The sequence below is a fragment of the Tabrizicola sp. genome (assembly GCF_030694085.1).
In the GTDB taxonomy this organism is placed as follows: Bacteria; Pseudomonadota; Alphaproteobacteria; order Rhodobacterales; family Rhodobacteraceae; genus Tabrizicola.
This window is the reverse complement of sequence record NZ_JAUXZE010000085.1, coordinates 58,271-82,805: the sequence shown is the minus strand read 5'-3', so window position 1 is coordinate 82,805 and position 24,535 is coordinate 58,271. Positions and strand designations below refer to the sequence as shown.

General features: G+C 63.9%; 27 protein-coding genes. 16 read left to right on the top strand and 11 right to left on the bottom strand.

Features of this window, described 5'->3' with window-relative positions:
* The first annotated feature begins 1 nt into the window (after position 1).
* Positions 2-2,203 carry a heavy metal translocating P-type ATPase gene (locus Q8M85_RS20495; protein WP_305548091.1) on the top strand — a complete coding sequence of 734 codons (2,202 nt, stop codon included), beginning with the start codon at positions 2-4 and terminating at the stop codon, positions 2,201-2,203.
* 17 nt (positions 2,204-2,220) lie between these two features.
* Positions 2,221-2,379 (top strand): cbb3-type cytochrome oxidase assembly protein CcoS, encoded by a 159-nt coding sequence (ccoS, locus tag Q8M85_RS20490; RefSeq protein ID WP_295080716.1) that lies wholly within the window; start codon positions 2,221-2,223, stop codon positions 2,377-2,379.
* Between the two features lie 83 nt (positions 2,380-2,462).
* Here the strand turns inward: ccoS and Q8M85_RS20485 are convergent, their stop codons facing one another.
* The 3 genes from Q8M85_RS20485 to Q8M85_RS20475 form a co-directional block, all read right to left on the bottom strand.
* Positions 2,463-3,140, bottom strand: coding sequence for a fumarylacetoacetate hydrolase family protein (locus tag Q8M85_RS20485; protein WP_305548087.1), 678 nt, complete (start codon positions 3,138-3,140; stop codon positions 2,463-2,465).
* 1 nt (position 3,141) lies between these two features.
* Entirely contained in the window at positions 3,142-5,064 is a 1,923-nt protein-coding gene (locus Q8M85_RS20480; RefSeq protein WP_305548085.1) for a D-alanyl-D-alanine carboxypeptidase family protein, read from the bottom strand.
* Positions 5,065-5,308: 244 nt separating this feature from the next.
* Complete coding sequence (locus Q8M85_RS20475) at positions 5,309-6,004, bottom strand: HAD family hydrolase (RefSeq protein ID WP_305548083.1); 696 nt, start codon at positions 6,002-6,004, stop codon at positions 5,309-5,311.
* A gap of 107 nt (positions 6,005-6,111) precedes the next feature.
* Here Q8M85_RS20475 and clpS point away from each other — a divergent pair, with 107 nt between their 5' ends.
* From clpS to Q8M85_RS20460, 3 genes are read left to right on the top strand one after another with little or no spacing between them, the layout of a single operon-like run.
* Positions 6,112-6,432: an ATP-dependent Clp protease adapter ClpS gene (clpS, locus tag Q8M85_RS20470; RefSeq protein ID WP_305548081.1), complete on the top strand. Its 321-nt coding sequence runs from the start codon at positions 6,112-6,114 to the stop codon at positions 6,430-6,432.
* Between the two features lie 45 nt (positions 6,433-6,477).
* Positions 6,478-7,458 carry a class I SAM-dependent methyltransferase gene (locus tag Q8M85_RS20465; RefSeq protein ID WP_305548079.1) on the top strand — a complete coding sequence of 327 codons (981 nt, stop codon included), beginning with the start codon at positions 6,478-6,480 and terminating at the stop codon, positions 7,456-7,458.
* Between the two features lie 13 nt (positions 7,459-7,471).
* A complete protein-coding gene (locus tag Q8M85_RS20460; RefSeq protein WP_305548077.1) occupies positions 7,472-8,284 on the top strand; it encodes an SDR family NAD(P)-dependent oxidoreductase in 813 nt (270 codons plus the stop codon).
* Positions 8,285-8,294: 10 nt separating this feature from the next.
* On the opposite strand, the gene Q8M85_RS20455 is transcribed toward Q8M85_RS20460, so the two are convergent.
* Positions 8,295-8,687 (bottom strand): hypothetical protein, encoded by a 393-nt coding sequence (locus tag Q8M85_RS20455; protein WP_305548075.1) that lies wholly within the window; start codon positions 8,685-8,687, stop codon positions 8,295-8,297.
* A gap of 75 nt (positions 8,688-8,762) precedes the next feature.
* Between Q8M85_RS20455 and hemF the strand changes: the two genes are divergently transcribed.
* Together hemF and Q8M85_RS20445 are read left to right on the top strand one after the other, a co-directional pair.
* Complete coding sequence (gene hemF, locus Q8M85_RS20450; RefSeq protein WP_305548072.1) at positions 8,763-9,623, top strand: oxygen-dependent coproporphyrinogen oxidase; 861 nt, start codon at positions 8,763-8,765, stop codon at positions 9,621-9,623.
* A gap of 4 nt (positions 9,624-9,627) precedes the next feature.
* The gene (locus tag Q8M85_RS20445; RefSeq protein WP_305548070.1) at positions 9,628-9,981 is read left to right on the top strand and encodes a hypothetical protein; all 354 of its coding nucleotides are present in this window, start codon (positions 9,628-9,630) and stop codon (positions 9,979-9,981) included.
* Positions 9,982-10,037: 56 nt separating this feature from the next.
* On the opposite strand, the gene Q8M85_RS20440 is transcribed toward Q8M85_RS20445, so the two are convergent.
* From Q8M85_RS20440 to Q8M85_RS20415, 6 genes are read right to left on the bottom strand one after another with little or no spacing between them, the layout of a single operon-like run.
* Complete coding sequence (locus tag Q8M85_RS20440) at positions 10,038-10,313, bottom strand: hypothetical protein (protein ID WP_305548068.1); 276 nt, start codon at positions 10,311-10,313, stop codon at positions 10,038-10,040.
* Complete coding sequence (locus Q8M85_RS20435; protein WP_305548066.1) at positions 10,310-10,987, bottom strand: hypothetical protein; 678 nt, start codon at positions 10,985-10,987, stop codon at positions 10,310-10,312. Before Q8M85_RS20435 ends, Q8M85_RS20440 begins: the two co-directional genes overlap by 4 nt.
* A 39-nt stretch (positions 10,988-11,026) precedes the next feature.
* A complete protein-coding gene (locus Q8M85_RS20430; protein ID WP_305548064.1) occupies positions 11,027-12,463 on the bottom strand; it encodes an APC family permease in 1,437 nt (478 codons plus the stop codon).
* Position 12,464: 1 nt separating this feature from the next.
* On the bottom strand, positions 12,465-12,635 hold the full coding sequence (locus Q8M85_RS20425) for a hypothetical protein (RefSeq protein WP_305548062.1): 171 nt from the start codon (positions 12,633-12,635) through the stop codon (positions 12,465-12,467).
* Between the two features lie 6 nt (positions 12,636-12,641).
* Positions 12,642-13,019, bottom strand: coding sequence for a hypothetical protein (locus Q8M85_RS20420; RefSeq protein ID WP_305548061.1), 378 nt, complete (start codon positions 13,017-13,019; stop codon positions 12,642-12,644).
* Between the two features lie 2 nt (positions 13,020-13,021).
* Positions 13,022-13,309 carry a hypothetical protein gene (locus Q8M85_RS20415; protein ID WP_305548060.1) on the bottom strand — a complete coding sequence of 96 codons (288 nt, stop codon included), beginning with the start codon at positions 13,307-13,309 and terminating at the stop codon, positions 13,022-13,024.
* A gap of 234 nt (positions 13,310-13,543) precedes the next feature.
* Between Q8M85_RS20415 and Q8M85_RS20410 the strand changes: the two genes are divergently transcribed.
* Genes Q8M85_RS20410 through glnT form a run of 4 tightly spaced genes read left to right on the top strand, consistent with a single transcriptional unit; the run spans position 13,544 to position 17,829 of the window.
* Positions 13,544-14,440, top strand: coding sequence for a glutamine amidotransferase family protein (locus tag Q8M85_RS20410; protein ID WP_305548058.1), 897 nt, complete (start codon positions 13,544-13,546; stop codon positions 14,438-14,440).
* A 4-nt stretch (positions 14,441-14,444) separates the two neighbouring features.
* Positions 14,445-15,134, top strand: a complete 690-nt coding sequence (locus Q8M85_RS20405) for a GXGXG domain-containing protein (RefSeq protein ID WP_305548056.1) — start codon at positions 14,445-14,447, stop codon at positions 15,132-15,134.
* A 7-nt stretch (positions 15,135-15,141) separates the two neighbouring features.
* The gene (locus Q8M85_RS20400; protein WP_305548054.1) at positions 15,142-16,470 is read left to right on the top strand and encodes an FMN-binding glutamate synthase family protein; all 1,329 of its coding nucleotides are present in this window, start codon (positions 15,142-15,144) and stop codon (positions 16,468-16,470) included.
* A 51-nt stretch (positions 16,471-16,521) separates the two neighbouring features.
* Positions 16,522-17,829, top strand: a complete 1,308-nt coding sequence (gene glnT / locus Q8M85_RS20395; RefSeq protein WP_305548052.1) for a type III glutamate--ammonia ligase — start codon at positions 16,522-16,524, stop codon at positions 17,827-17,829.
* A gap of 241 nt (positions 17,830-18,070) precedes the next feature.
* On the opposite strand, the gene Q8M85_RS20390 is transcribed toward glnT, so the two are convergent.
* Entirely contained in the window at positions 18,071-18,433 is a 363-nt protein-coding gene (locus Q8M85_RS20390) for a cupin domain-containing protein (protein WP_305548050.1), read from the bottom strand.
* A gap of 110 nt (positions 18,434-18,543) precedes the next feature.
* On the opposite strand from Q8M85_RS20390, the gene Q8M85_RS20385 reads away from it, so the two are divergent.
* From Q8M85_RS20385 to Q8M85_RS20365, 5 genes are all read left to right on the top strand, one after another.
* A complete protein-coding gene (locus Q8M85_RS20385) occupies positions 18,544-18,957 on the top strand; it encodes a universal stress protein (RefSeq protein WP_305548048.1) in 414 nt (137 codons plus the stop codon).
* A gap of 182 nt (positions 18,958-19,139) precedes the next feature.
* Positions 19,140-20,483, top strand: coding sequence for an NAD(P)-binding domain-containing protein (locus Q8M85_RS20380; protein WP_305548046.1), 1,344 nt, complete (start codon positions 19,140-19,142; stop codon positions 20,481-20,483).
* Positions 20,484-20,728: 245 nt separating this feature from the next.
* Positions 20,729-22,117 (top strand): ammonium transporter, encoded by a 1,389-nt coding sequence (locus Q8M85_RS20375; RefSeq protein ID WP_305548044.1) that lies wholly within the window; start codon positions 20,729-20,731, stop codon positions 22,115-22,117.
* 13 nt (positions 22,118-22,130) lie between these two features.
* The gene (locus Q8M85_RS20370) at positions 22,131-22,295 is read left to right on the top strand and encodes a hypothetical protein (RefSeq protein ID WP_305548042.1); all 165 of its coding nucleotides are present in this window, start codon (positions 22,131-22,133) and stop codon (positions 22,293-22,295) included.
* A gap of 356 nt (positions 22,296-22,651) precedes the next feature.
* Positions 22,652-24,406 carry an APC family permease gene (locus Q8M85_RS20365; protein ID WP_305548040.1) on the top strand — a complete coding sequence of 585 codons (1,755 nt, stop codon included), beginning with the start codon at positions 22,652-22,654 and terminating at the stop codon, positions 24,404-24,406.
* The last annotated feature ends 129 nt before the right edge of the window (positions 24,407-24,535 follow it).

Below are 24,535 nucleotides of genomic sequence, written 5' to 3'. Positions count from 1 at the left end.
CATGGCATTGGCCGAAGACTTCGGGTCCAACCGCGCCCAGATCTCGGCCTGCCCGGCCTGCGTCGTCGTTCCCGCCGCCGAACGCATCGCCGCTCTGCGGGCCGAGCGCGCCGGGCGGATCATCCTGTCGCTGCCGAACGCTGGTGGCGCCCAATCCATTTCCACGGTCGAGTCCGCCCTGCAGGCCCTTCCGGGGGTGATCTCGGCCCGCGTCAACCTGACCCAGAAGCGCGTCAGCGTCGAGGCGGAAGGCACCGTCACCGCCGCACAGCTGATCCAGGTTCTCGAATCCCAGGGCCAGGAAGCGCACGAACTTGACCCTGGTCTTCTCTCCACCACCGAGACCGACCGCCAGGGCCGCGACCTGCTGATGCGCCTTGGCGTCGCTTTCTTCTCGATGATGAACGTGATGCTCTTGTCCGTCGCCGTCTGGTCCGGGGCCGAGGATGCCACGCGTGACCTGTTCCACTGGATTTCCGGCGCCATCGCCCTGCCGACCGTGATCTTCGCCGGGCAGCCCTTCTTGAAATCCGCCTGGGCCAGCCTGCGCCTGGGCAAGCTGGGGATGGACGTCCCGATTTCCCTCGCCCTGATCCTCGCCTCCTCGATCTCGGTCTACGAGACCTGGATGTCCGGCCACCACGCCTATTTCGACGCCGCGGTGATGCTGGCCTTCTTCCTCCTTCTCGGTCGCTACCTCGACCACCGCACCCGCGCCATCGCCCGGTCCGCCGCCGAGGAACTGGCCGCGCTGGAAGTGCCCCGCGCGATCGTCCTCGTTGATGGCGCCGAGGTCGAGACCCCCATTGCCGCAGTTGCAACGGGCGACACCGTCCTTGTCCGCCCTGGCGCGCGGATGCCGGTGGACGGTATCGTCCTGCACGGGGCGTCGGAGCTGGACCGCAGCCTCTTGACCGGCGAAAGCCTGCCCGTGCAGGCAGGGCAGGGCACTATCGTCAGCGCGGGCGAGGTCAACCTGACCGGCCCCCTGACAGTGCAGGTCACCGCTGCCGGCAAGGATTCCAGCCTGCACCGCATGGCCGACCTTGTCGCCGTCGCTGAAGGGGCCAAGACCCGCTACACCAGCCTTGCCGACCGGGCCGCCAAGGCCTATTCGCCGCTCGTGCATATCCTGTCGTTCAGCGCCTTCGGCTACTGGATGTGGGCCACCGGCGGCGATCTGCGCTATGCGATCAACATTTCTGCCGCCGTCCTGATCATCACCTGCCCCTGCGCACTGGGGCTTGCGGTTCCGGCGGTCATAACCTCCGCTTCCGGTCGCCTTTTCCGCAAGGGCCTGCTGATCAAGCACGGCACCGCGCTGGAGCGTCTGGCCGAAGTTGACACGGTCGTCTTCGACAAGACCGGCACGCTGACCCTGGGTCGGCCTGACCCCGTCGGCCTTGACGACCATCCGCGGGTATCGGTGGCCGTCGCCGCGGCCCTCGCGGCTGGATCGTCGCACCCCTTGGCTCGCGCGCTGGCCGACGGCGCTAAGGCCGCTGGCATCGACCCGGCTGCCGTCACCGACATTCGCGAAGTCCCCGGTCAGGGCATTGAGGGGCAGTTTCACGGCGTCCGCGTCCGTCTGGGCCGCGCCGACTGGTGTGGGGCATCGCCGATTGCCGCGACGGCGACCTACCTTGCCCTTGACGGCGTGACCCATGCCTTCGGCTTCACCGACCGTCTTCGCCCCGGCGCCGAGCAGGCCGTTGCGGCGCTGAAAGCCGCCGGGATGAAGATCGAGCTTCTGTCCGGCGACGCGCCAGCCCCGGTGCGTGATCTGGCCGACCGCCTTGGCATCACCGACTGGCAGGCGGGTGTCCTGCCGACCGAGAAAGCCGCCCGCGTGGCCGAGCTGTCCGCGCAGGGCCGCAAGGTGCTGATGGTCGGAGACGGATTGAACGACACGGCAGCCCTTGCCGCGGCCCACGTCTCCATCTCCCCTGCCTCCGCGCTGGATGCCGCGCGGGTTGCCTCGGACATCGTGCTGCTGGGTCAGGATATTGCCCCCATCGCAGACGCGGTTCGCATCAGTCGCCAGGCCACGCGGCGGATGGTGGAGAACTTCCTGATTTCCGGCGGCTACAACATCGTCGCTGTGCCTTTGGCGCTGGTCGGGCTGGCCACTCCGCTGGCCGCCGCCCTGGCGATGTCGCTGTCGTCGATCACGGTGTCCTTGAACGCCATGAGACTGAAATGACGGGGCGGCTGAAGTAGATGGAAATCCTGGCAATCCTCATCCCCGTCTCGCTGTTCCTTGGCGGCATCGGGCTGGCGGCGTTCTTCTGGGCAATGCGGACCAAGCAGTTCGACGACCCCGAAGGAGACGCGAACCGCATCCTGACGAAGGACTGGGACGACAAGCCCAAGCCGTGATCGCAGAAGTTAAGACCAGGTAAATGAAAACCCGCAAGTCGATGAACTTGCGGGATAATCAGAATTTGTCCACCGTGGACAGATCAGGCGATCGTCACGCTTGCCGACTGCAACCCGTCGATCTCGACCTTGCAGGTGTCCCCCCGGTTCAGCGGGCCGACTCCCGCAGGCGTCCCGGTGAAGATAAGGTCCCCCGGTGACAGGCTGACCATCTGGGACAAGGCCGCGATGATCGCCGCCGGCGACCAGACCATCTCTGACAAGGCCGTCTCCTGCCGCACCGCCCCGTTCACCGAACAGCGCAGCCTTGCCTCGGGCAGCGCCCCCGGTCGGATCGCCCCCACCACCGCCGACTTGTCGAACCCTTTCGCCATGTCCCAGGGCCGCCGCCGCTCCTTCGCCTCGGCCTGAAGGTCGCGCCGCGTCAGGTCATTCCCTGCCGCATGTCCCCAGATCATCGCCTGCGCCGCCTCTTCCGAGACCATCGCCCCCCCCTTGCCGATTGCCACCACCAGTTCCCCCTCGTGATGGAGGTTGTTGGTCGCAGGCGGGTAGGGGATGCGGCTGCCGGATTCGACCACCGCATCGCCGGGCTTCGTGAAGAAGAACGGTGCTTCCTTCTCGGGATCGCCGCCCATCTCCTTGGTATGCTCGGCGTAGTTTCGTCCCACGCAGAAGATGCGGCGGACCGGGAAACGTTCGGCGCGGCCGGTCACGGGCAGGGTCACGGTCGGCAGCGCGGGGAAGACCAGAGCGACCATCTCAGCCTCCCACGGTTTCACAGGGGATCGCGCGCGCTGTCAGCCGGCGGCAGGCAAGCTCGGCCTGCTCCTCGGTCAGCCCCATGAAGCTGGCCCGCCAGGCCCCGCCCGACTGGGTGGTCTTGCGCAGCCCGTCGTTCAGCGTGGCACTCTCGGCCAGCGCGGTCTTCAACAGCGCCTTTTCGGCATCATAGCGCGACGGGAACTCGCCCACGTTCACCCCAAAATGCCGCCCGCCCGAAGTCGACATCACAACGACGACCTCCTGGTTTGCCTCAGCGGGAGCTTCCTCTGCCGCCACGGCATCGAAGATCGGCGCCTGCCGTTTCGGCAGTGGCGCTACAACGGTGGCCGCAGCCAGCTCGATGTTCGGCGGGGCGAGGTTGGCGGCACCCGCCACCGTCTCGACCTCGGTGACCTCGCCCATCAGGGGAAGCGCCGCATCGGCCAACATGACTTCAGTGCCCGGATCGGTCACGACCAGCTCGGGTTCAGGGGCGGCTTCAGCAACCATGACCTCATCGACGGGTAGCGGAGCCTGGGCGTCCGCGACCTCGGCGACTTCTTCGGGCCGTGCCTTCGGCTTCATCGCGGCAAGGGTTGGGTCAGCCGCTTCCGCTGGAGGCGTTGCGGGAAGGGCGGCGACCATCGTCTCAAGCGGAGCGGCGCCAGCTTCCAGCGCAGCCGCCTGGGCTTCCAACGTTCCCGGCTCGGCAGGGGCAGTTGCCGCAGGATCGGCTGCGGCCAGCGTCATCTCACCGTCGGTCGGTGTGGCGTCCTTGGCCAGAAGCTCTTCGAAGGGAGCTTCCGAAACCTCGGTCGCGACCAGGGCGGTCACGGCGGCAGGAGCGGCGTCCATTGTCATGGCCTCGGCCTGAAACTCCAGCGTTCCTTCGGGCGCTGGCGCGGCAGTGGCTTCTGCCAGCGCGTCCTCGATGCTGGCGTTCATCGCGACGACAACCTCGTCCGGTACTGCCGGGATCGAAGGCCGGGCCTTGGGCCGTGGCGACACCTTCACCTCGCCAGAAACGCGCACAATCTTGCCCGCTCCACCCTCGGCATCGATCTCGTCGATCCCCGTTTCCAGCGCCGCAACCAGCGCATCGTCTACCGCTGCCGCGACCGGAGGCTGTTCCTTGACGTTGTTCGGTGCCTTGCCGAAGCCGATATCCATCAGCTCTTTCATCTTGGCATTGCGGTTCACGGTCGAGGTTCCGCCGAAGACCGTCGCGATAACGTGCTTCTTGCCACGATGGGCCGAGGCAGTCAGGTTGAAGCCAGCGGCCACGGTGTAGCCGGTCTTGATCCCGTCAGCCCCTTCATAAGCATCCAGAAAGCGCGAGTTGGTGTTCGCGACCTGCGCAACTCCGGCATCCGCCGTCCTGCGCGAGAAGATGTGATAGTATTGTGGGAAGTCGTAGAACAGATGCCGACCCAGGACATTCATGTCCCGCGCGGTCGACAGGTGCCCCTCGGCGGTGAGGCCGTTCGCATTCTTGAAGGTCGTGTTGTTCATTCCAAGCTGCCGCGCGGTCCGAGTCATCCGCTTGGCGAAGCCCACATGGTCGCCACCGATGTGGTCGCCGAGGGCCGAGGCGGCATCGTTGGCCGACTTGATCGCCGCTGCGCGGATCAGGTAGCGCACGGCGATCTTCTGCCCCGGTTTCAGACCCAGCCGCGACGGCGGTTGCGACGCCGCGTACTTCGAAACGGTCACCTTGGTATCCAGCGTCAGTCGTCCGGCTTCGATCTCCTGGAAGACGACATAGAGCGTCATCATCTTGGTCAGCGATGCCGGGTGAAGCCGCGTGTCAGCATTCTTTTCGTACAGCACCTCGCCGGTGCGACCGTCCATGACGATGGCCGCGAAGGGCGCAGCCTGCAGGGGTGATGTCAGCACCACCGCACTGACAACGAATGCCAAGAAAATAGCGTGATAAATCCGCCCGAGAAGCGATGCCACGTCGCCCACCCTTTGCCTGTTGGCCCGAATTTTCCGGTGCCTTATTCTGCCTCAAGTCAAAGGCTAGCACAGGACCGGGCGTGCGAAAACCCAAAAATTCCAATGGCTTTCAAGCATTAGTTCATTCAGTTGCGTGAATGCAGCATATTCCTGCCGATCGTCGCATATCTTGGGCAGTATGGCGCCTCCGCATCTAATTATGGGGTCAGGCTGAAAGCAGACGCACAAGGTCGGGCAGTTCGCCAAGGTGCTGAAGCACATGGAAGCGGCGATGGTCGACCGGGGCTTTGGCGGCCTCGAAGGCCCATTCATGCTCATGCGGGACATGGACACCCCAGGCCCCGGCCCGCAGCGCGGGAATGACGTCGGATTTCAGCGAGTTGCCCACCATCAATGCCTGATCCGCCCCGGTTCCGTGGCGCGCAAAGATGGTGCGATAGGTCGCCTCGGTCTTGTCCGAGACGATCTCGATCCCATCGAACAGATCGCCCAGGCCCGACTGCGCCAGCTTGCGTTCCTGGTGCAAGAGGTCGCCCTTGGTGATCACGACCAGCCGGAAATCGCCCGACAATGCCGTCACCGCAGCGCGGGCATGGGGCAGAAGCTCCATCGGGTGCTCCAGAAGGTTGCGCCCCATCGCCACAAGGTCGCCGATGACGCTGGCGGGCACGCGACCCTCGGTCACCTCGACGGCGGTTTCGATCATCGACAGGGTGAAACCCTTCACGCCAAAGCCGTAATAGTCGAGGTTCCGCCTCTCGGCCGCTTCCAGCCGGTCGCGCAGATCATGTGGATCGGCATGGTCCTGCAGGACCTGCAGGAAGCGGTCCTGGGTCAGCCGGAAGAAGGTCTCGTTCTGCCAAAGTGTGTCGTCTGCATCAAAGCCGATGGTGGTCAGCATGTCCGCCCCCTTTTCGCCACGGCAAAAGAGGCTATATTTCATACACCAGTTGCAACACCGAATCCCACGCCCGGAGCCCGCATCCCGTGTCAGCCCGCCCATCCACCATGTCCGACAAGACGGATGGCCCGGGGAATGACACCTCGATCCTGACGAAGACGAAGTCCAAGACGCAGCGCCCGCCGCTGTACAAGGTGCTGCTTCTGAACGACGACTATACGCCGATGGAGTTCGTGGTTCACGTTCTGGAACGTTTCTTCGGTCTGAACCACGCCCAGGCGTTCGAGATCATGCTGACGGTCCACAAGAAGGGCTTGGCCGTGGTCGGCGTCTTCAGCTTCGAAGTGGCCGAGACCAAGGTGGCGCAAGTGATGGACTTCGCGCGCCGCCACCAGCACCCCCTGCAATGCACGATGGAAAAGGAATGACCTTTCGTGCCGTGATAAGGGGACCAGGGGCCTGAGGCCCCGCCCATGCGTTCCGCCCGAATGTCCCTGGCGCTGGAGACTGGCGCACTGGACCTGCCATCCCAGGGCAGGATCGCGGTCTATCGGCCGCGGATCGGCGATGACCTCTCGGACCTGCCGCGCGACCGGGTGACGGTGCTGACGGGGTTCAAGCCGGACCATGACCATTTTGCCGCCGCGTATTCGGGGACCGCAGAGCCGCCCTATGCAGCGGCCATCGTCTGCCTGCCCCGCTCACGCGAGGCGGCGCGGGGGTTGATTGCGCGGGCAGCGGCCGAGGTCGCTCCGGGCGGCTGGATTGCCGTTGATGGGCAGAAGACCGACGGGATCGACACGGCGCTGAAGGATCTGCGGGCACGGGTCGATCTTTCGGAAAGCCTGTCGAAGGCGCATGGCAAGCTGGCGTCGTTCCGGGCGGGACCCGACCTGTCGGACTGGATGGCCAAACCGCACCTGGTGGACGGGTTTCAGACCCTGCCTGGCATCTTTTCGGCTGATGGGCCGGACCGGGGGTCGGTCCTGCTGGCCTCGGCTCTGCCTGCGAAACTGGGCGGCAAGGTTGCCGACCTGGGGGCGGGATGGGGCTTCCTTGCGGCCGAGATCCTGAAGCGCCCCGGCGTCAAGAAACTGGACCTGGTCGAGGCCGAAGCCGACGCTCTGGACTGCGCCCGTGTGAACATCCCCGACCCGCGTGCCCGCTTTCACTGGGCCGATGCAACGACCTGGCGGCCCGAGACGCTGCTGGACGTCGTGGTCATGAATCCGCCCTTCCACAAGGGTCGCGAGGCTGATCCGGCGCTTGGCGCGGGCTTCATCCGGGCGGCGCGGCGGATGCTTGCCCCCAGCGGCGAGCTATGGTTGGTCGCGAACCGCCATCTGCCCTACGATGCCGTGCTTTCGGACAGCTTCCTCGAGGTCCGGGAAGTGGTGACCGAGGGCGGCTTCCGCGTGATCCAAGCCATCAAGCCCAAGCGGGCCAAACCCTGACACGAGGCCGCCCATGTCTTTCTCTGTTTCCGGCAAGACTGCCATCGTAACCGGCTCGGCCTCTGGCATCGGGCTCGCCATCGCCCGGCATCTGGTGGACAAGGGCGCCAACGTGATGTTCGCCGATGTGGACGAAACCAAGCTTGAAGCCGAGGTCGGCGATGAAGCGCGGGCCGAAGGTGGGGTCCGCATGTTTTCGGGCGACCTGACCGAAAAGCTGACCATCGCCAACCTGCTGTCGGCGACTATCGACGCGTTCGAGCGGGTGGACATTCTGGTGAACGCCAACCGCCGAACCCTGGTGTCGGACATCCTGAACCCCGAGGGAGACGGGGTCGAAGAACTTTGGCGCCACAACGTCCTGTCCGCGCTGCGGATTTCGCAGATGACGGCCAAGCGGATGATCCAGCACGCCCAGCGGGCCGAAGTAGAGCCGGGGACGATGCTGGGCTCGATCATCAACCTGTCCTCCATCGCCTCGCAGGCGACGCGGCCGGAACTGTTGGCCTATTCGATGGCGTCGGCGGCGATGGACCAGATGACCCGCTCGCTGGCGGTGGGGCTGGCGCCGAAGGGCATCCGGGTCAACGCGGTGGCCTTTGGCAGCGTGATGAGTGCAAGCCTGCAGGCCGCTCTCAAAGAACACCCCGACTTTCGCGATCAGATCACCGAAGCGACCCCGCTGGGACGCATCGCGGCGCCGGCGGAACTTGCCGAGGCGGTGCAGTTCCTGGCTTCGGATGCGTCGGGCTTCATCACCGGGCAGGTGCTGACCGTGGACGGCGGGCGTGGTCTTCTGGACGTCGTCTGCGCGCCAGCGCACTGATCCCGCAGGGTCATTCTGGATACTGCGCCTTGCAGGCCGTGATTACCTTTTCGGCCTGACGGGCCAGGCTTGTGCGCTTTTCCTGCAGACTTGCCAGCTTCCGCGCCTCTTCGTTCAGGTCGATGGCTTTCGGGCGCTTTTCGGTCACCGGGCGCTCGTCCCGGCAAAGGCGCGGCGGCGGGACGGGCTGGCCCTCGGCCACCGGGGGTTGCGGGCAGTAGGCCCAGTAATCCTCATAGACCGTCACCGTCTCGAAGGCATAGCCGCGGGCCAGGTTACCTTCGGATTCGGCAATCAGGCGGTCCACCGTACTCAAGTCGCGGGTGTTGCGGCTGATGCATTGTTCCTGAGGGGTACCACAGGCCGCAAGGGTGGCAAGTGTCAGTAAAACCAGCCGTTTCATGGCGTCCTCCTCAAACAGTGGAAAGCTGCGCGCGGGGGTGCTAGGCATGCGGTGCCAACAGCCGAGGACCCAAGAATGACCGATCCCACTGACAGTCGCAACGCCGTCGCCGCTGCCTGGTTCCGGACCCTGCGCGACCGTATCGTCGCGGCTTTCGAGGGGCTTGAGGACAAGTATGCCAAGGGCGCTCCGGGCCGGTTCGAGGTGACCCCGACGTCGCGCGCGGATGGCGGCGGCGGCATCATGAGCGTGATGCGGGGCGGCGAGGTGTTCGAGAAGGTCGGGGTAAACTGGTCGGAAGTGCACGGTGTGCTGGGCGAAAAGGCCCAGCGGGCAATGGCCGCGCGCGGCGTGCCCGGAATGGACAGCGACCCGCGGTTCTGGGCAAGCGGCGTCAGCCTGGTTGCACACATGGTCAACCCCCATGCCCCGGCCGTGCACATGAACACGCGGATGTTCTGGACCCCCGGCGCCTGGTGGTTCGGCGGCGGGTCGGACTTGAACCCCTGCATCGAATACGCCGAGGACACCGCGCATTTCCATGCCGAGATGCAGAAAGCCTGTGACGCCCATTCGCCAGACTACTATGCGAAGTTCAAGGCCTGGGCCGACGAATACTTCTTCGTCCCGCACCGGGGACGAGCGCGTGGCGTCGGTGGCATCTTTTACGACGATCTGAATACCGGCGACTGGCACCGCGATTTCGCCTTTACCCGCGCGGTGGGCGAGGCTTTCCTGCCGGCCTTCCAGCCGCTGACCGAACGACGCGTCCAGACGCCCTGGACCGATGCCGATCGCGAGGTGCAACTGCAGCACCGCGGGCTCTATGCCGAATACAACCTCGTCTATGACCGGGGCACCAAGTTCGGACTGGAAACGGGGCACGATGCGAATGCCGTGCTGATGAGCCTGCCGCCTGTAGCGAAGTGGTACTAGGCGCATGGCCGACATCACGGTCAAAGCGGCCTATGGCTCGGTCGTCGAGGATGAGGGCGAGCTATTCATAGGCTTCGCCGAGGGGGAGGACGCAGACGAAGGCTATGCCCTGTTCCGCCAGCCCGTCGGCGGCGGTCCGGTCTGGTTCGAGGCAAGTGACGAGACCTTCGGGGCCGAGGATGCGATCGAAAACCTTGTTGCGGGGCCGAAGGGGTTCGAAGTGACGATACGGTCGGACAAACGCGCAGCCTATGGGTTCGCGGCGACGGTGGCGGTCAGGGTAGGTACGGGGTGCGAGGACGGGCCGGAGGCACTGGCTGCGCTGAAGGCGATGCTTGGGGACCTCTGGCAGGAGTAGCTCGTCGTGCGACTTCGTCTTCTCCTCGCGGGGGTCTTCCGCGACGAGTGACGCAGTCACCGAGGAGCATTTGCGTGGGTCCAGACCGCGTGCCGGATGCGGGCGGTCTTGTAGGCGTCCAGCACTGCCATCGCCCAGACGAAGAGCCCCCCCGCCATCTTGCCGACGAAGGACACTTCGGGTGCTGCGGTCTTCAGGGTGAAGCCGCCCAGCAGGATCGCAAAGCAGACAAAGATCAACCCGCGTACCGGCTGGCGGTTCAGGACCTGACCCATGCCGGGCAGCACCACGGCAACGGCAAGGACGATGTAGGGGTTCGGCGGCGGTTTCATGCGGGGGCCTTGGCAAGGGTCAGGACATCTTCGCGCAAGGCCGCCAGCCTGTCGAGCAGCGGCTCCAGTCTTGCGGGGGCAAGCGGCGCGCGGCCCATTTCGGCCTCGCGGAAGATCAGGTAGCGGCTGCGGTCGGCCTCCTCGGCCAGGATCACGATGCGCAGGCCCTTGGGGGAAATGACCAGTTCCTTGATTCTGGGATCGTGGAACAGGTCGGCATGGCGGGTTAGCAGGTCCGATGGCGGAATGTGGGTTGCATCATCGCTGCGGATGGCGATGTCCTTCGCCATGTCGGGTGGGATCGGCAGCGACTGCGGCAGGGTGGCGAAACGGGTAAAGGGCTCGTTTCCCGAGGGACGCGCCATGAGGTCGAGTGTAGCGCGAAGCGGCAGGGGCTCTGGCAGGGTGACCAGGACCCACAGCGCCGGAAGCTTGCGGAAGGTCAGGGTGTCCGGGACGGCCTGCAAGTCGAAGGCAAGACCCTTGCGCCGGCCGGTCATGCGCGGAAATCCGGTTGGCTGGACGCGTATCTCGCCGCCGTCGAACAGCGGTTTGACCGCAGAGAAGTAGTTCGCGCGCGCGCGCGCGCGAGCCGAGGCCTCGCGGAACAGGCGGAGGGCGAGCCACAGGCCAAGGGCGGCAAGGGCGATGCCAAGGGGAATGAGTGGGGACATGGGAAAAGGCCCGCCCTGTCGGGGGCGGGCCGCTTGTCCTTAGTAGCCGCGAGGTTTCGGCCAGGGCATGGTGAACTGCGCCCCCCGGTTCACGAAGCGGTAACGCCAGAAGTGGAACCACAGCGACACGACGATGTAGAAGCCGATCATCGCGACAAGTTGCGTGCCATAGCCCAGGAACACCGCGAAGAAGGTCACGCCGCACAGCGTCAGTAGCGTGATCGCGGGCACGGGATGGAACGGGTGCTCATAGCCGCGCTTGATCGTCTCCAACGGCCACCTGCGCCGGAAGAGGATGATGTTCAGCGGCATGAAGGTATAGCCCAAGAGGCCGGACAGGATGGAGAAGGTGATGACCTGGTCCAGAGGCGCGCCAAGGGCGAAGATCAGCGCGATCGGGACCAGGAAGATGATAGCCCGGTAGGGCGTGCGGTACTTCGGGTGAACCGCGCCGAACCAGCCGGGCAGGTACTTGTCGCGGCCCATCGCGAACCAGGCGCGCGAGGCGTCGTTGATGCAGCCGTTGGCGCTGGCGAGTGTCGCGAAAAGGGTGCCGAAGCCCAGTAGCCAGATCAGCGCGTTCGACCCGGACAGACGCGCCGTGTCAAAGAGAGGCGCAACCGACCCGTTGACCCCATCCCCCAGGAACTCCCAAGGCAGGACACCCGAGCAGACGTACCAGGTCAGCGTCGCAGCGATGAGGAGCGTCATGATCCCGGCCAGCGTGCCGAAAGGCAGCGCGCGGGCTGGAGAGCGGACTTCCTCGGCCGCCTGCGTGGTGCCCTCGATGCCAAGGTAGTACCATAGGCCGAAGTGCATGGCCGCCAGGACGCCGATCCAGCCATAGGGAAGCTCATGGCCCTCGAACAAGGCCGCGTGCTCCATGATCCCGGTGCCGATGACTCCGCTGGTCGACAGGAACAGCACAAGGATCGCAAGAAAGGCGATCGAGGTGATGACCAGGTTGAAGGTCAGAGTCGCCAGCACGCCGCGATAGTTCAGCCAGGCCAGGAACATGATGACCAGGATGATGAAGGGTCGCTGGTCCAGCGCGTCGGCATGTCCCGTCATCGAGGCGACGACAGAAAAGAGGTAGCCTGCCGTGATGGCATTGGCAGCCTCAAGCATCGTGTAGGCGAAGACAAGGTAGAGACCGACGTTGAACGCCATCAGCGGCCCGACGATGTGCTTGGCCTGCGTGTATTGTCCCCCGGCCGAAGCGACGGTCGAGGTGACCTCCGAGTCGATCATGGCGACGCAGGAATACAGAATCCCCGCGAACCAGCAGGCGATCAGTGCGGCATAGGCCCCACCTTTGCCGACGGCGAAGTTCCAGCCCATGTATTCGCCGACCAGAACGATGCCGACGCCTAGCGCCCAGACGTGGGCCGGGCCAAGGACCCGGAGAAGGCCGACCTTGGTGCCGTGCGGTCCCATGCCGTCCATGGTCTGCGAGGTGATGTCCACATCAGCCATGTCAGTGCCCCTTGCGTTCTTCGGCCATCGCCTCAAGCTCGCCTTCGCGGGATGAGGTGAGGACGTCTTCGGAATAGGTGCTGTCGGTCTTCAGCCAATCGACAGCCATGTGCAGGCCAAAGGCGGCCGAAAGCCCCCAGGCGCCGTATTCAAGCCAGTTCCACAGGTCCATGATGGCCTACTCCCCGAATTTTTCTGAGATGACTTCGCGGTATTCCACTTCGGAGAACCGCAGGATCAGGAAGTAATATAGCAGGATGACCGCGATCATCGTCAGCAGCGCGGTGATCGAGAAGCTGTAGTCGAAGCGTGCCAGGATCAGGTCGTGGGCGGTCTCGGGCGTGTAGCCGAGTGCTTCGTATTTGGCGGACTGCGCTTCATTCTGGCCCAACGTCTCCCAGGTCGGATTCTCGACCGGGGTGGAAACCGACTTGGCCGCGCCCGCCATGCCCATCCAGAGCGGGACGAACAGCGCGCCGACGGTCAGAACCACCAGCACGACGACGTCAAACAACTGGCTGGCCTTGCCCTGCTTCGGGGGTTGATAATGTGCCATGTTCAGCCCTTTCTGCCGCGGGCTTCGTCAAGGAACTTGATGTCGAGGCCGTACATGAAGTCGCGGTCCTCGCGGTAATGGCGCAGCATCGCCAGGATGGCGGCGGTGTTGAAGATCAGGACGACAGCCCCGGCGATCATAAGCAGCACCCGCGCAGTTCCATTCGGCGCAAGGTCCCAGGTCGCGATGGCAACGAAGATCACGGCGCACCAAAGGCCGATCACGAACGCCCATGCCACCAGCACGTCGCGTCGGTGCATCGCCTCAATCCGCTGATTAAGGTCTCCCACGATTTCCTCCCTTGAGCTCTTGAGCGACCCGTGCGACGCGGCCCCGACGTCTTTCCCTGCACGGCAAATTTGTTTTCCACAGGGAAAGCCACCTGCGACAATCTGTCAAGAAAAACTGCAGATGCCTGTTCAATAAGCAGCGTTTTTCCCGACAGGTGAAATTTGTTTCTTACCAGTTGATAGGTGGATCAAGCGGTGCTAGCGTCATCGCAATCACGTGAAGGAGACGAATCCATGTGTGGCATCGTTGGACTTTTCCTCAAGGACCCGAAGCTGGAACCGCAGCTTGGTGCCATGCTGACGGACATGCTGATCACCATGACCGACCGCGGCCCCGACTCGGCCGGCATCGCGATCTATGGCGGGGCAAAGGACGGTCTGGGCAAGATCACCATCCAGTCGGCAAGCCCCGACAAGGACTTCAAGAACCTCGATGGCGATCTGCATGACGCCATCGGCCAGCCGGTGACCATGCTGATCAAGTCGACCCACGCGGTGCTGGAAGTGCCGCTGGATCAGCTGGACGCCGCCCGGTCGGCCCTGTCGCATCTGCGCCCCGGCGTGAAGGTGATGAGCGCGGGCGACAGCATCGAGATCTTCAAGGAGGTCGGCCTGCCCAAGGATGTGGCCGCCCGCTTCGACGTCGCCCGGATGAAGGGCACTCACGGCATCGGTCACACCCGCATGGCGACCGAATCCGCCGTGACCACGATGGGCGCGCACCCGTTCTCGACCGGGCCGGATCAATGCCTGGTGCACAACGGCAGCCTTTCGAACCACAACGGGTTGCGCCGCGAGCTGATCCGCAAGGGCATGACCTTCGAGACCCAGAACGACACCGAGGTCGCCGCCGCCTATGTCAGCCAGAAGCTGAAAGAAGGCGAGGATCTTGGCACCGCGCTGGAATCCGGTCTTGAAGACCTGGACGGCTTCTACACCTTCGTCGTCGGCACCAAGAACGGCTTTGGCGTCGTCCGTGACCCCATCGCTTGCAAGCCCGCCGTCATGGCCGAGACCGACGCCTACGTGGCATTCGGATCGGAATACCGGGCGCTGGTCAACCTGCCGGGCATCGAGAACGCCCGCGTCTGGGAGCCCGAACCCGCCACTGTGTACTTCTGGGAGCGTTGAGAGAATGCAGACCTTCGATCTGGGGAAAGAGGGCCTGCGCGCCCTGAACTCCTCGCTGCACGCCCTGAAGGGCCAGACCAACATGACCGCCTGGGAGGTCGTCAACCCCAAGGGCGCGCATGCAATTGCCGCCGGAGTGGACGCGCCGGTGGATATCACGGTCCGAGGCTCGACGGGCTATTACTGCGCGGGCATGAACAAGCAGGCGACGATCCGCATCAAGGGCTCTGCTGGCCCCGGCGTGGCCGAGAACATGATGTCGGGCACCGTCATCATCGACGGCAATGCCAGCCAGTATGCCGGGGCGACCGGGCGTGGTGGCTTGTTGGTGATCAAGGGCAATGCCTCGTCGCGCTGCGGTGTGTCGATGAAGGGGATCGACATTGTCGTCCACGGCAGCATCGGCCACATGTCGGCCTTCATGGCGCAGTCCGGGAACCTTGTAGTGCTTGGGGACGCGGGCGACGCGCTGGGCGACTCGCTGTACGAAGCGCGTCTGTTCGTGCGCGGATCGGTCAAGTCGCTGGGCGCGGACTGCATCGAGAAAGAGATGCGGCCGGAACATCTGGCCCTGCTGGCAGACCTTCTGAAACGCGGCGAGGCCGACGGCCAGGCCAGGCCAGAAGAGTTCAAGCGCTATGGCTCGGCCCGGAAGCTGTACAACTTCAACATCGACAACGCAGCGGCATACTGAGGTAAAGATGAGCGACTTCCCCCATACTCCGCCGCGCTTCTCGGCCACGTTCACTCCGGCGGTGAACGCCGAAATCCGCCGCGCCGCTGCGTCCGGCATCTACGACATCCGCGGCGGCGGCACCAAGCGGCACTTGCCGCACTTTGATGATCTGCTGTTCCTTGGGGCCTCGATCAGCCGCTATCCGCTGGAAGGCTACCGTGAGAAATGCTCGACCGACGTCTGGCTGGGCACCCGCTTTGCGAAGAAGCCGATCCACCTGGACATCCCGATCACCATCGCCGGGATGAGCTTCGGCGCTCTGTCCGGCCCGGCCAAGGAAGCCCTGGGCCGTGGGGCGTCCGAGGCGGGCACTTCGACCACCACCGGCGACGGGGGCATGACCGAGGAAGAGCGCGGCCATTCCAAGACGCTGGTCTATCAGTATCTGCCGTCGCGCTATGGGATGAACCCCGACGACCTGCGCCGGGCGGATGCGATCGAGGTCGTGGTCGGCCAGGGTGCAAAGCCCGGCGGCGGCGGGATGCTTCTGGGCCAGAAGATCAGCGACCGCGTCGCCAACATGCGCAACCTGCCCAAGGGGATCGACCAGCGTAGTGCCTGCCGTCACCCGGACTGGACCGGGCCCGACGATCTTGAGATCAAGATCATGGAACTGCGCGAGATCACCGATTGGGAAAAGCCGATCTACGTCAAGGTCGGCGGTGCGCGGCCCTATTACGACACGGCCCTTGCGGTGAAGGCGGGCGCGGACGTGGTCGTGCTGGACGGCATGCAGGGCGGCACGGCGGCGACGCAGGACGTGTTCATCGAGCATGTCGGCATGCCGATCCTGGCCTGTATCCCGCAAGCCGTGAAGGCGCTGCAAGACCTGGGGATGCACCGGAAGGTGCAGCTGATCGTCTCGGGCGGCATCCGGTCGGGCGCGGACGTGGCGAAGGCGATGGCCCTCGGTGCCGATGCAGTTGCCATCGGGACGGCGGCGCTGATTGCTTTGGGCGACAACGACCCGAAGTGGGAAGAGGAATACCAGAAGCTCGGTACCACCGCCGACGCCTATGACGACTGGCACGAAGGCCGTGACCCCGCCGGGATCACCACGCAGGACCCCGAGCTGTCCAAGCGCTTCGATCCGGTCCTGGGTGGGCGGCGGCTGAAGAACTACCTCAAGGTGATGACGCTGGAAGCGCAGACCATCGCGCGCGCCTGCGGCAAGAACCACCTGCACAACCTCGAGCCCGAGGACCTGGTCTCGCTGACCATCGAGGCGGCGGCGATGGCTGGCGTTCCGCTGGCAGGCACCAACTGGATACCGGGGCGGAACGGCGGCTGGTAAGGCCGCCGTTTCCCCTTAAACACACAAGAAAAGACCTAGGGAGTTACAGTGATGGCTAAAGACCTTGCCAAGTGGGCAAAGGAAAAAGGCGTCAAGTATTTCATGGTTTCCTACACCGACCTCTTCGGTGGGCAGCGTGCAAAACTGGTGCCGACGCAGGCGATCAACGACATGGCGGTGGATGGGGCGGGTTTTGCGGGTTTCGCGACCTGGCTGGACCTCACTCCGGCGCACCCGGACATGATGGCAGTCCCCGACCCAGAGGCGGCGATCCAGTTGCCCTGGAAGAAAGAGGTGGCTTGGGTTGCCTCGAACTGCGTCATGGAAGAAAAGCCGTTGGCTCAGGCCCCGCGCAACGTCCTGCGCCGTCTGATCGACGAGGCGGCCAAGGACGGTCTGCGGGTCAAGACCGGGGTCGAGCCGGAATTCTTCCTGCTGACCCCCGAGGGCGACAGGATCGCCGATCCTTATGACTGCGCCGAAAAGCCCTGTTACGACCAGCAGGCCATGATGCGTCAATATGACTGCATCGCCGAAGTCTGCGATTACATGCTGGACTTGGGTTGGGAGGCCTACCAGAACGACCACGAAGACGCGACCGGCCAGTACGAGATGAACTGGAAGTACGACGACGTCCTGCAGACGGCGGACAAGCACAGCTTCTTCAAGTTCATGATGAAGTCGGTGGCCGAAAAGCACGGGTTGCGCTGCACCTTCATGCCGAAGCCGTTCAAGGGGCTGACCGGGTCGGGTTGCCATGCCCACATCTCGGTCTGGACGCTGGACGGGAAGAAGAACGCCTTTGCCGACAACTCCAAGGAGCTGGGGCTTTCGGATCAGGGGCGGCACTTCCTGGGCGGGATCATGAAACACGCATCGGCGCTGGCGGCGATCTGCAACCCGACGGTGAACAGCTACAAGCGGATCAATGCTCCTCGCACCTCTTCGGGCGCGACCTGGGCGCCGAACACGGTGACCTGGACCGGCAACAACCGGACCCACATGGTTCGCGTGCCGGGGCCAGGGCGGTTCGAGCTGCGGCTCCCCGATGGCGCGGCGAACCCTTACCTGATGCAGGCGGTGATCCTTGCGGCGGGCATCGACGGGGTGCGGACCAAGGCGGACCCCGGCAAGCGGCATGACATCGACATGTATCAGATGGGGCACACGGTGAAGAACGCGCCGAAGCTGCCGCTGAACCTGCTGGACGCGCTGCGGGAGTATGACCGGGACAAGACCCTGAAGTCGATGATGGGCGACGAGTTCAGTGCGGCCTTCCTGAAACTGAAGCACAAGGAATGGAACGACTACTGTTCGCATTTCTCGGCCTGGGAGACCCAGACGACGCTGGATATCTGAGGTCTGTCCACGGTGGAAAATCGCGACTACATGATTATTATCAATAGCTTGGTTGCGGACGTACACTGTTTCTTAACTTCTGGCGCAGGGCGTTTGGCCCGGTGCCGACGGCGGTTACCTGACCTGAACCCCCCAACTGGCCCCGGAGCGATCCGGGGCTTTTCTCTTGTCCCGGCTCTCCCCCCAATCCCTGACCCTCGCCCCCGGTGGGGAGAGGGGACGCGGGTTGACAGGGCAGCGCCTAGTCGACCGGGGTTTCCGGCGCAGTGATGTGGACGGCCAGAAGGCAGCCATCGGGCGTGAAGGAATTGTGCTCGGTGCCGTCGCGGTAGAACACCAGGTCCCCGGCCCGCAGGATCGTGCCGTCACTTTCGTGCAGCTCGCCTTCGAGGATCAGGAACTGCTCGTGCCCGTTGTGGCGGTGGCCGCGCGTCGTCATGCCGGGGGGCATACGGTAGACGTGGAAGCCGGTGCCGAGCGGCTGATCCTTATCCAGTTGCAGGACCGTATCCCCCAGCGCCACGCCGTCGGGATAGACGAAGGGGGTGAAACGGGCGCTGTGAATGTTCGCGATCCGGCGGTCCTTGGGGTCGACAGGCTGCATGGCGGGCTCCGAAAATTTGCCTGCGGGTGAACTTTATTGACGCAGGTCAAAGCCGAGTGTGCCGTTTGATGGTTGGTGGTGTCCAGCCAACTGTGAAGGGAATGGACATCATGACAGCCAAGATTCTTTGCCCCACCGACGGAAGCGATCACGCCACGGTCGGGGTCCTTCAGGCAGCAGAGGTTGCCAAGGCAACCGGCGGCCATCTGACGATCTGCGTTGTCAACATCGCCCACGGTGGCGCGCGGGGTCCAACGATCAGCCACTGGAAAGCCGAGGACGTGCAGAAGCTGATGGCCGATGCCGAGGCGCTGGCGAAAAGCGAAGGGGCCACCGATGTCGGCACGGTCGAGGTCGTCGCGCGGGAGGCGGCCCCTGCGATCATCGCTTATGCCGAGCAGAATGGTTATACCCATATCGTCATGGGAACCGGCGACAAGCGCGGGTTGCAGCGGCTGGTCCTGGGGTCGGTCGCCAGCGAAGTGGCAACGCGCGCACATTGCACCGTGACCATTGCCCGTTAGGTCAGCTTGCGCTTAACTTTCTTGCAGAAGTTGTAAGGCCGCCCCCACTGGACATGTGATCCCGGGGGCGGTCTGTTTACCAACAGGAAGAAGATTTGACACAGGCGCAACTTTGTCACTAGGCTAGCCCAAAACCAGCGCGCCCGACGCGTGATAAAAGACTCACCATCCGGAGGTTGACCATGAAGAAGAGAGTTGCCGTCATTGGAGCGGGGCCGTCCGGCCTTGCGCAGCTGCGCGCGTTCCAGTCGGCCAAGGCAAAGGGCGAGGATATTCCCGAAGTCGTCTGCTTTGAAAAGCAGTCGAACTGGGGCGGGTTGTGGAACTACACCTGGCGCACGGGTCTGGATGAACACGGCGAGCCGGTGCATTGCAGCATGTACCGCTATCTCTGGTCGAACGGCCCCAAGGAGGGTCTGGAGTTTGCCGATTATTCGTTTGAGGAACATTTCGGCAAGCAGATCGCCAGCTATCCGCCGCGCGCCGTGCTGTTCGACTATATCGAGGGCCGGGTGAAGAAGGCGGGCGTTCGCGACTGGATCCGGTTCTGCACCACGGTGCGGATGGTCAAGTACAACGAGGACAAGGGCAACTTCACCGTCACGGTGCATGACCTGAAGGCCGACCGGATGTATTCCGAGGACTTCGACAATGTCATCGTTGCCTCTGGCCACTTCAGCGTGCCGAACGTGCCGGAATACCCCGGCTTCGACAAGTTCAACGGCCGCGTGCTGCACGCCCACGACTTCCGCGACGCGCGGGAGTTTGCGGGCAAGGACCTGCTTCTGCTGGGGTCGTCCTATTCGGCCGAAGACATCGGATCGCAGTGCTGGAAGTACGGCGCGAAGTCGATCACGGTCGCCTATCGCAATGCTCCGATGGGGTTCAACTGGCCGGACAACTGGAAGGAAGTCCCGAAGCTAAGCCATGTGGACGAGACCACGGCCTACTTCGCGGACGGGACATCCAAGAAGATCGACGCGATCATCCTGTGCACCGGCTACAAGCACCACTTCCCCTTCCTGCCGGACGATCTGCGGCTGAAGACGGCGAACCGGCTGGCGACGGCGGACCTGTATAAAGGCGTGGCCTGGGTCCACAATCCGAAGCTGTTCTATGTCGGCATGCAGGACCAGTGGTTCACCTTCAACATGTTCGACGCGCAGGCGTGGTGGGTCCGCGACGCGATCATGGGCAAGATCCAGATCCCGACGGACAAGGCCGTTCTGATGAAGGATGTCGAGGACCGGGTTCGCCACGAGGATGAGGGCAAGGATGCCCACGACGCGATCCATTATCAGGGCGACTACGTCAAGGAACTGATCGCCGAGACGGACTATCCGTCCTTTGACGTCGACGGCGCCTGCGAGGCCTTCTTCGAGTGGAAAGAGCACAAGAAGAAGGACATCATGGCCTTCCGCAACAACGCCTACAAGTCGGTCATCACCGGCACGATGGCCCCGGTCCACCACACGCCGTGGAAGGATGCGCTGGAGGATTCGATGGAAAGCTACCTGCGCAACTGAGGCAGGTGTCACCAGAGGAAAAGGCCCCGGTATCGTCCGGGGCCTTTTGCTTTGGGATTCACTTCTGCCGGATTTCCGTGCAGTCGCCCGCAGTCCGGCCTTCCATTGGGCGGATCAAGCCAGGGGCGTCACTCTGGCGGGAAACACTTTTGCCCTGGATGAAGGGCGGCTGCCGACCCGTGGTTAACTTTCCCTGCCAGCTGCCCGGCATGCAAACAGCGGCAGCGACAAACGGGGAGACGATCATGGAAGAACAGATCGCGGCATTGACCGCAGAGCTTGCCGTCCTGAAGGACAGTCTGGCTGGACTGAACCGTACGACAGCGGAAACCTTCTACTGGCTGACCATCCCGCTGATGGTGCTGATCCACGCCGGGTTCCTGTCCTACGAGATGGGGGCCAGCCGCGCGAAGAATGCGCTGGCCTCGGGGATCAAGAACATCCTGGCCTTCGCCTTCATCATCCCGACCTTCTATTACGCGGGCTGGTTCATCTACTGGGCCTTCCCGACGGGGTTCAGCATGACCCCGGGACCGATAGGGACCTCGGGCTGGGACTATGCGGTTGCGGTTGCAAGCCCGGTTGGTACGGCGATGGGTCCGAACGTGGCCGACAGTGCGACGGGGGTGTTCTTCGGCGCCTTCGCCATGTTCGCGGCGACGACGGCCAGCATCATGTCCGGGTCGCTGATCGAGCGCATCCGCATCGTCGGCTTCACCATCCTGGCCATCGTGCTGGGCAGCTTCGTCTGGATTTTGGGCGCGGCCTGGGGGTGGCATGCGGACGGCTGGCTGGTCACGGCTTTCGGCTACCATGACTTCGGCGCCTCGGGCGTCGTCCACGCGATTGCCGGGTTCTTCACGCTGGGCGTGCTGATCAACCTTGGCGCCCGGATCGGCAAGTTCAACCCGGACGGCAGCGCCAATGCCATCGCGGGCCATTCGATGCCGGCGGCGCTGGTCGGCCTCATGCTGATCATCGCGGGCTTCTGGGGGTTCCTGATGGGCTGCGTGATCTTCCCGGGAGAACCGTGGAGCTGGGGCACCGGCATCTTCCACACGATCTACGGCACGCCGGTGACGCTGTCGGCAATGACCTTCAACATCCTGATGGGCTTTGCCGGGGGCGCGATTGCGGCCTGGGTGATGACGCATGACCCGTTCTGGATGATGTCGGGCGCGCTGGGCGGGATCATCTCGGTCGCGGCGGGGCTGGACCTTTACTGGCCGCCGATGGCCTTCGTCATTGCGATGATCGGCGGGGCGATCATGCCGCTTGTCGCGGGCTATGTCGAAAAGCTGCGGATCGACGACGCGGTGGGCGCGGTGGCGCTGCATGGGGTCGTGGGGCTGTGGGGCGTCATCGCGGTGGGCATCTTTGCCAGCGGCTATCCGGCGCTGACGGCCGAGGGGGCTCCGGTCATCACGCTGTATGGCCAGGTGGTGGGCGCGCTGGTGATGGCGGCGCTGGGGTTCATTCCGGGCTACCTCGTCTCGCTTGCCCTGAAGAAGCTTGGCCTGCTGCGCGTACCCGAAGCGGCCGAGATCCTGGGCCTGGACAAGGTCAAGGTTCCGGTCGAGGCCTATCCCGAGTTCCTGGGCGCAAGACCTGCGCCTGCCACCCCTGCCGAATGATAGGAGAGAGAGAATGTTGATCGGAACCAACATCACCGACTGGAGCACCGTGGAAGGCGCCTATTACGCCGGACAGGGGACCGAGGCGATCTGGCTGGGCCTGTCGTTGCTGCTGTGCATCGTCGTCCTTGTAGCAGGGTCACGGCACGAAAGCGCTGCCTACAGGAAGGCTCGCTGACACCAGCGCCGCTTTGACGGATCGACCCAGCTTCGGGTCGAGTGTGCGGACCGGGGATGCCCCCCGGTCCGCGCACCTTTTGGCTGCCTATGGGCACCAGCGGCTTGGCCAGACTTTTTGGGAAACAAATATTCGCCTAGATGAAATTCTTCTCGCCTTGCGTGCAAGACCGTGCTTTCTTCGCGACATCAGGCCGCAGGGCACGCCTGCCTGAGACGATTCTGCGCCGGATGGCGAAAGGCTGAGGAGCGGACCACACCTCACGACGATCCGACGCGAACACCCAACAGGACATCCGGCAAGAAGGGCAGACGATAAGCCCAAGGCCGCACTGTCCGTCTGACAGGAGAGAGGGAATGACGACTGAAACTGGATCGGGCCAGATGGTCCGTGCTTTAAGCTGGAAGGGCGCCTTCTGGGTTGCGGCTGGTGTGCCGCCCCTGGTGCTGTTCTCGATCGGCGGGATCGCGGGGACCGTGGGACAATATGCCTTCGTGGTCTGGATCCTGTCCATGCTGATGGGGTTCTCGCAAAGCTTCACCTATGCCGAAATGGCCGGGATGTTCGGCAACAAGTCAGGCGGCACCTCGGTCTACGGCGCGACCGCCTGGCTGCGCTATTCCAAGCTGATCGCGCCCTTGTCGGTCTGGTGCAACTGGTTCGCCTGGTCGCCAGTGCTGTCCTTGGGCTGTGCCATTGCCGCGGGATATATCCTGAATGCGCTGTTCCCGATCCCGCTGGCGGAAAGCCAGATGGTCGTGGATTGGGTGTCGGCCAACATCGGCAGCTTCACCGCCGACAGCGAGGCGGTCGTGGCCTATATGGCCGCAAACGCGGGCGTGACGGTCGAACAGGCAATCCAGGCCGTCGCCGGTAGTGCCGGGGTCGAGGCTTTGACGCCCTGGTTCCGGGTCTATGAGGCCTTCACGATCACCATTCCGGGCCTGGGAACGCTGCACTTCAACTCGACCTTCATCATCGGCGTTGTGTTGATGCTGATCATCCTGATGATTCAGGAACGCGGCATCGCCTCGACCGCTTCGGCACAGAAGTGGCTGGCGCTGATCGTGCTGATCCCGCTGTTCCTTGTCGGTCTGGTGCCGATCCTGACCGGGTCGATCGACTGGATGAACGTCACCAGCCTGACCCCGCCCAATGCTGATGCGGACGGGTCGTGGAACATCGGCGGCTGGACGCTGTTCCTTGGCGGCATGTATATCGCGGCCTGGTCCACCTATGGTTTCGAAACGGCGGTCTGCTACACCCGCGAACTGAAGGACCCCAAGCGCGACACCTTCCGCGCGATCTTCTATTCGGGCCTTCTGTGCATGGTGTTCTTCTTCCTGATCCCGTTCTCGTTCCAGGGCTACCTTGGCCAGGACGGGATGACCGAGGCGAGCATCGTCGAAGGGACGGGCGTAGGCGAGGCACTGGGCAACATGATCGGCGGCGGTCCGGTGATCACCCAGATCTTCGTGATCCTGATGATCATCGCGCTGTTCCTGGCGATCATGACCGCAATGGCCGGATCGTCGCGCACGCTGTACCAGGGGTCGCGCGATGGCTGGCTGCCGAAGTACCTGGGCGAGGTCAACACCCACGGCGCGCCGCGCAACGCGATGTGGACCGACGTTGCGTTCAACATCTTCCTCTTGGCGCTGGCATCGGACGCCGGAGGGTATTTCTACGTGCTTGCGATCTCGAACGTCGGCTACATCCTGTTCAACTTCCTGAACCTGAATGCCGGCTGGATCCACCGCATCGACAGCGCCCACATGGAGCGGCCCTGGAAGGCCCCGACCTGGCTGATCGGGCTGAACACGCTGCTGGCCTTCGTCAACGCACTGTTCCTGGGCGCGGGCGCAAAGGTCTGGGGCTATGAGAACGCGCTTTGGTCTGGCCTGATCTTCGCGGCCTTCATCGTCCCGGTGTTCTGGTATCGCCACTATTTCCAGGACGGCGGCAAGTTCCCGAAAGAGGCCTATGACGACCTGGGTCTGCCCTATGGCGAGCTGGGCGCGCGCAAGGCCGGGATGCTGCCCTACCTGGCGCTGATTCTGGGCGCTGCGGTAGTGCTTTGGGCCAACTGGTTCTTTGTCCTGCCCGCCTGAGCCTACGCAAACCGCTTTGGGAAAGGCCGTCCTTCGGGGCGGCCTTTTTCTTGGGCGGATGTTTTCTGGTAAGAAAGATTGTTGCACTTCATTATTGCTTTCTGGCGGGAATCGCCTGACACTCGTCGA

What these genes read in the sequence shown, in the direction of transcription:
- Q8M85_RS20430 (WP_305548064.1), bottom strand. Translation starts at nt 12,463, where the DNA reads ATGGCTGATGTGGACATCACCTCGCAGACCATGGACGGCATGGGACCG.
- Q8M85_RS20365 (WP_305548040.1), top strand. Translation starts at nt 22,652, where the DNA reads ATGACGACTGAAACTGGATCGGGCCAGATGGTCCGTGCTTTAAGCTGG.
- Q8M85_RS20420 (WP_305548061.1), bottom strand. Translation starts at nt 13,019, where the DNA reads ATGGCACATTATCAACCCCCGAAGCAGGGCAAGGCCAGCCAGTTGTTT.
- Q8M85_RS20425 (WP_305548062.1), bottom strand. Translation starts at nt 12,635, where the DNA reads ATGGACCTGTGGAACTGGCTTGAATACGGCGCCTGGGGGCTTTCGGCC.
- Q8M85_RS20465 (WP_305548079.1), top strand. Translation starts at nt 6,478, where the DNA reads ATGCGTTCCGCCCGAATGTCCCTGGCGCTGGAGACTGGCGCACTGGAC.
- Q8M85_RS20455 (WP_305548075.1), bottom strand. Translation starts at nt 8,687, where the DNA reads ATGAAACGGCTGGTTTTACTGACACTTGCCACCCTTGCGGCCTGTGGT.
- Q8M85_RS20390 (WP_305548050.1), bottom strand. Translation starts at nt 18,433, where the DNA reads ATGCAGCCTGTCGACCCCAAGGACCGCCGGATCGCGAACATTCACAGC.
- hemF (WP_305548072.1), top strand. Translation starts at nt 8,763, where the DNA reads ATGACCGATCCCACTGACAGTCGCAACGCCGTCGCCGCTGCCTGGTTC.
- Q8M85_RS20435 (WP_305548066.1), bottom strand. Translation starts at nt 10,987, where the DNA reads ATGTCCCCACTCATTCCCCTTGGCATCGCCCTTGCCGCCCTTGGCCTG.
- ccoS (WP_295080716.1), top strand. Translation starts at nt 2,221, where the DNA reads ATGGAAATCCTGGCAATCCTCATCCCCGTCTCGCTGTTCCTTGGCGGC.
- Q8M85_RS20410 (WP_305548058.1), top strand. Translation starts at nt 13,544, where the DNA reads ATGTGTGGCATCGTTGGACTTTTCCTCAAGGACCCGAAGCTGGAACCG.
- Q8M85_RS20380 (WP_305548046.1), top strand. Translation starts at nt 19,140, where the DNA reads ATGAAGAAGAGAGTTGCCGTCATTGGAGCGGGGCCGTCCGGCCTTGCG.
- Q8M85_RS20495 (WP_305548091.1), top strand. Translation starts at nt 2, where the DNA reads ATGGCATTGGCCGAAGACTTCGGGTCCAACCGCGCCCAGATCTCGGCC.
- Q8M85_RS20405 (WP_305548056.1), top strand. Translation starts at nt 14,445, where the DNA reads ATGCAGACCTTCGATCTGGGGAAAGAGGGCCTGCGCGCCCTGAACTCC.
- Q8M85_RS20475 (WP_305548083.1), bottom strand. Translation starts at nt 6,004, where the DNA reads ATGCTGACCACCATCGGCTTTGATGCAGACGACACACTTTGGCAGAAC.
- Q8M85_RS20375 (WP_305548044.1), top strand. Translation starts at nt 20,729, where the DNA reads ATGGAAGAACAGATCGCGGCATTGACCGCAGAGCTTGCCGTCCTGAAG.
- glnT (WP_305548052.1), top strand. Translation starts at nt 16,522, where the DNA reads ATGGCTAAAGACCTTGCCAAGTGGGCAAAGGAAAAAGGCGTCAAGTAT.
- Q8M85_RS20370 (WP_305548042.1), top strand. Translation starts at nt 22,131, where the DNA reads ATGTTGATCGGAACCAACATCACCGACTGGAGCACCGTGGAAGGCGCC.
- Q8M85_RS20485 (WP_305548087.1), bottom strand. Translation starts at nt 3,140, where the DNA reads ATGGTCGCTCTGGTCTTCCCCGCGCTGCCGACCGTGACCCTGCCCGTG.
- Q8M85_RS20385 (WP_305548048.1), top strand. Translation starts at nt 18,544, where the DNA reads ATGACAGCCAAGATTCTTTGCCCCACCGACGGAAGCGATCACGCCACG.
- Q8M85_RS20445 (WP_305548070.1), top strand. Translation starts at nt 9,628, where the DNA reads ATGGCCGACATCACGGTCAAAGCGGCCTATGGCTCGGTCGTCGAGGAT.
- Q8M85_RS20460 (WP_305548077.1), top strand. Translation starts at nt 7,472, where the DNA reads ATGTCTTTCTCTGTTTCCGGCAAGACTGCCATCGTAACCGGCTCGGCC.
- clpS (WP_305548081.1), top strand. Translation starts at nt 6,112, where the DNA reads ATGTCCGACAAGACGGATGGCCCGGGGAATGACACCTCGATCCTGACG.
- Q8M85_RS20440 (WP_305548068.1), bottom strand. Translation starts at nt 10,313, where the DNA reads ATGAAACCGCCGCCGAACCCCTACATCGTCCTTGCCGTTGCCGTGGTG.
- Q8M85_RS20400 (WP_305548054.1), top strand. Translation starts at nt 15,142, where the DNA reads ATGAGCGACTTCCCCCATACTCCGCCGCGCTTCTCGGCCACGTTCACT.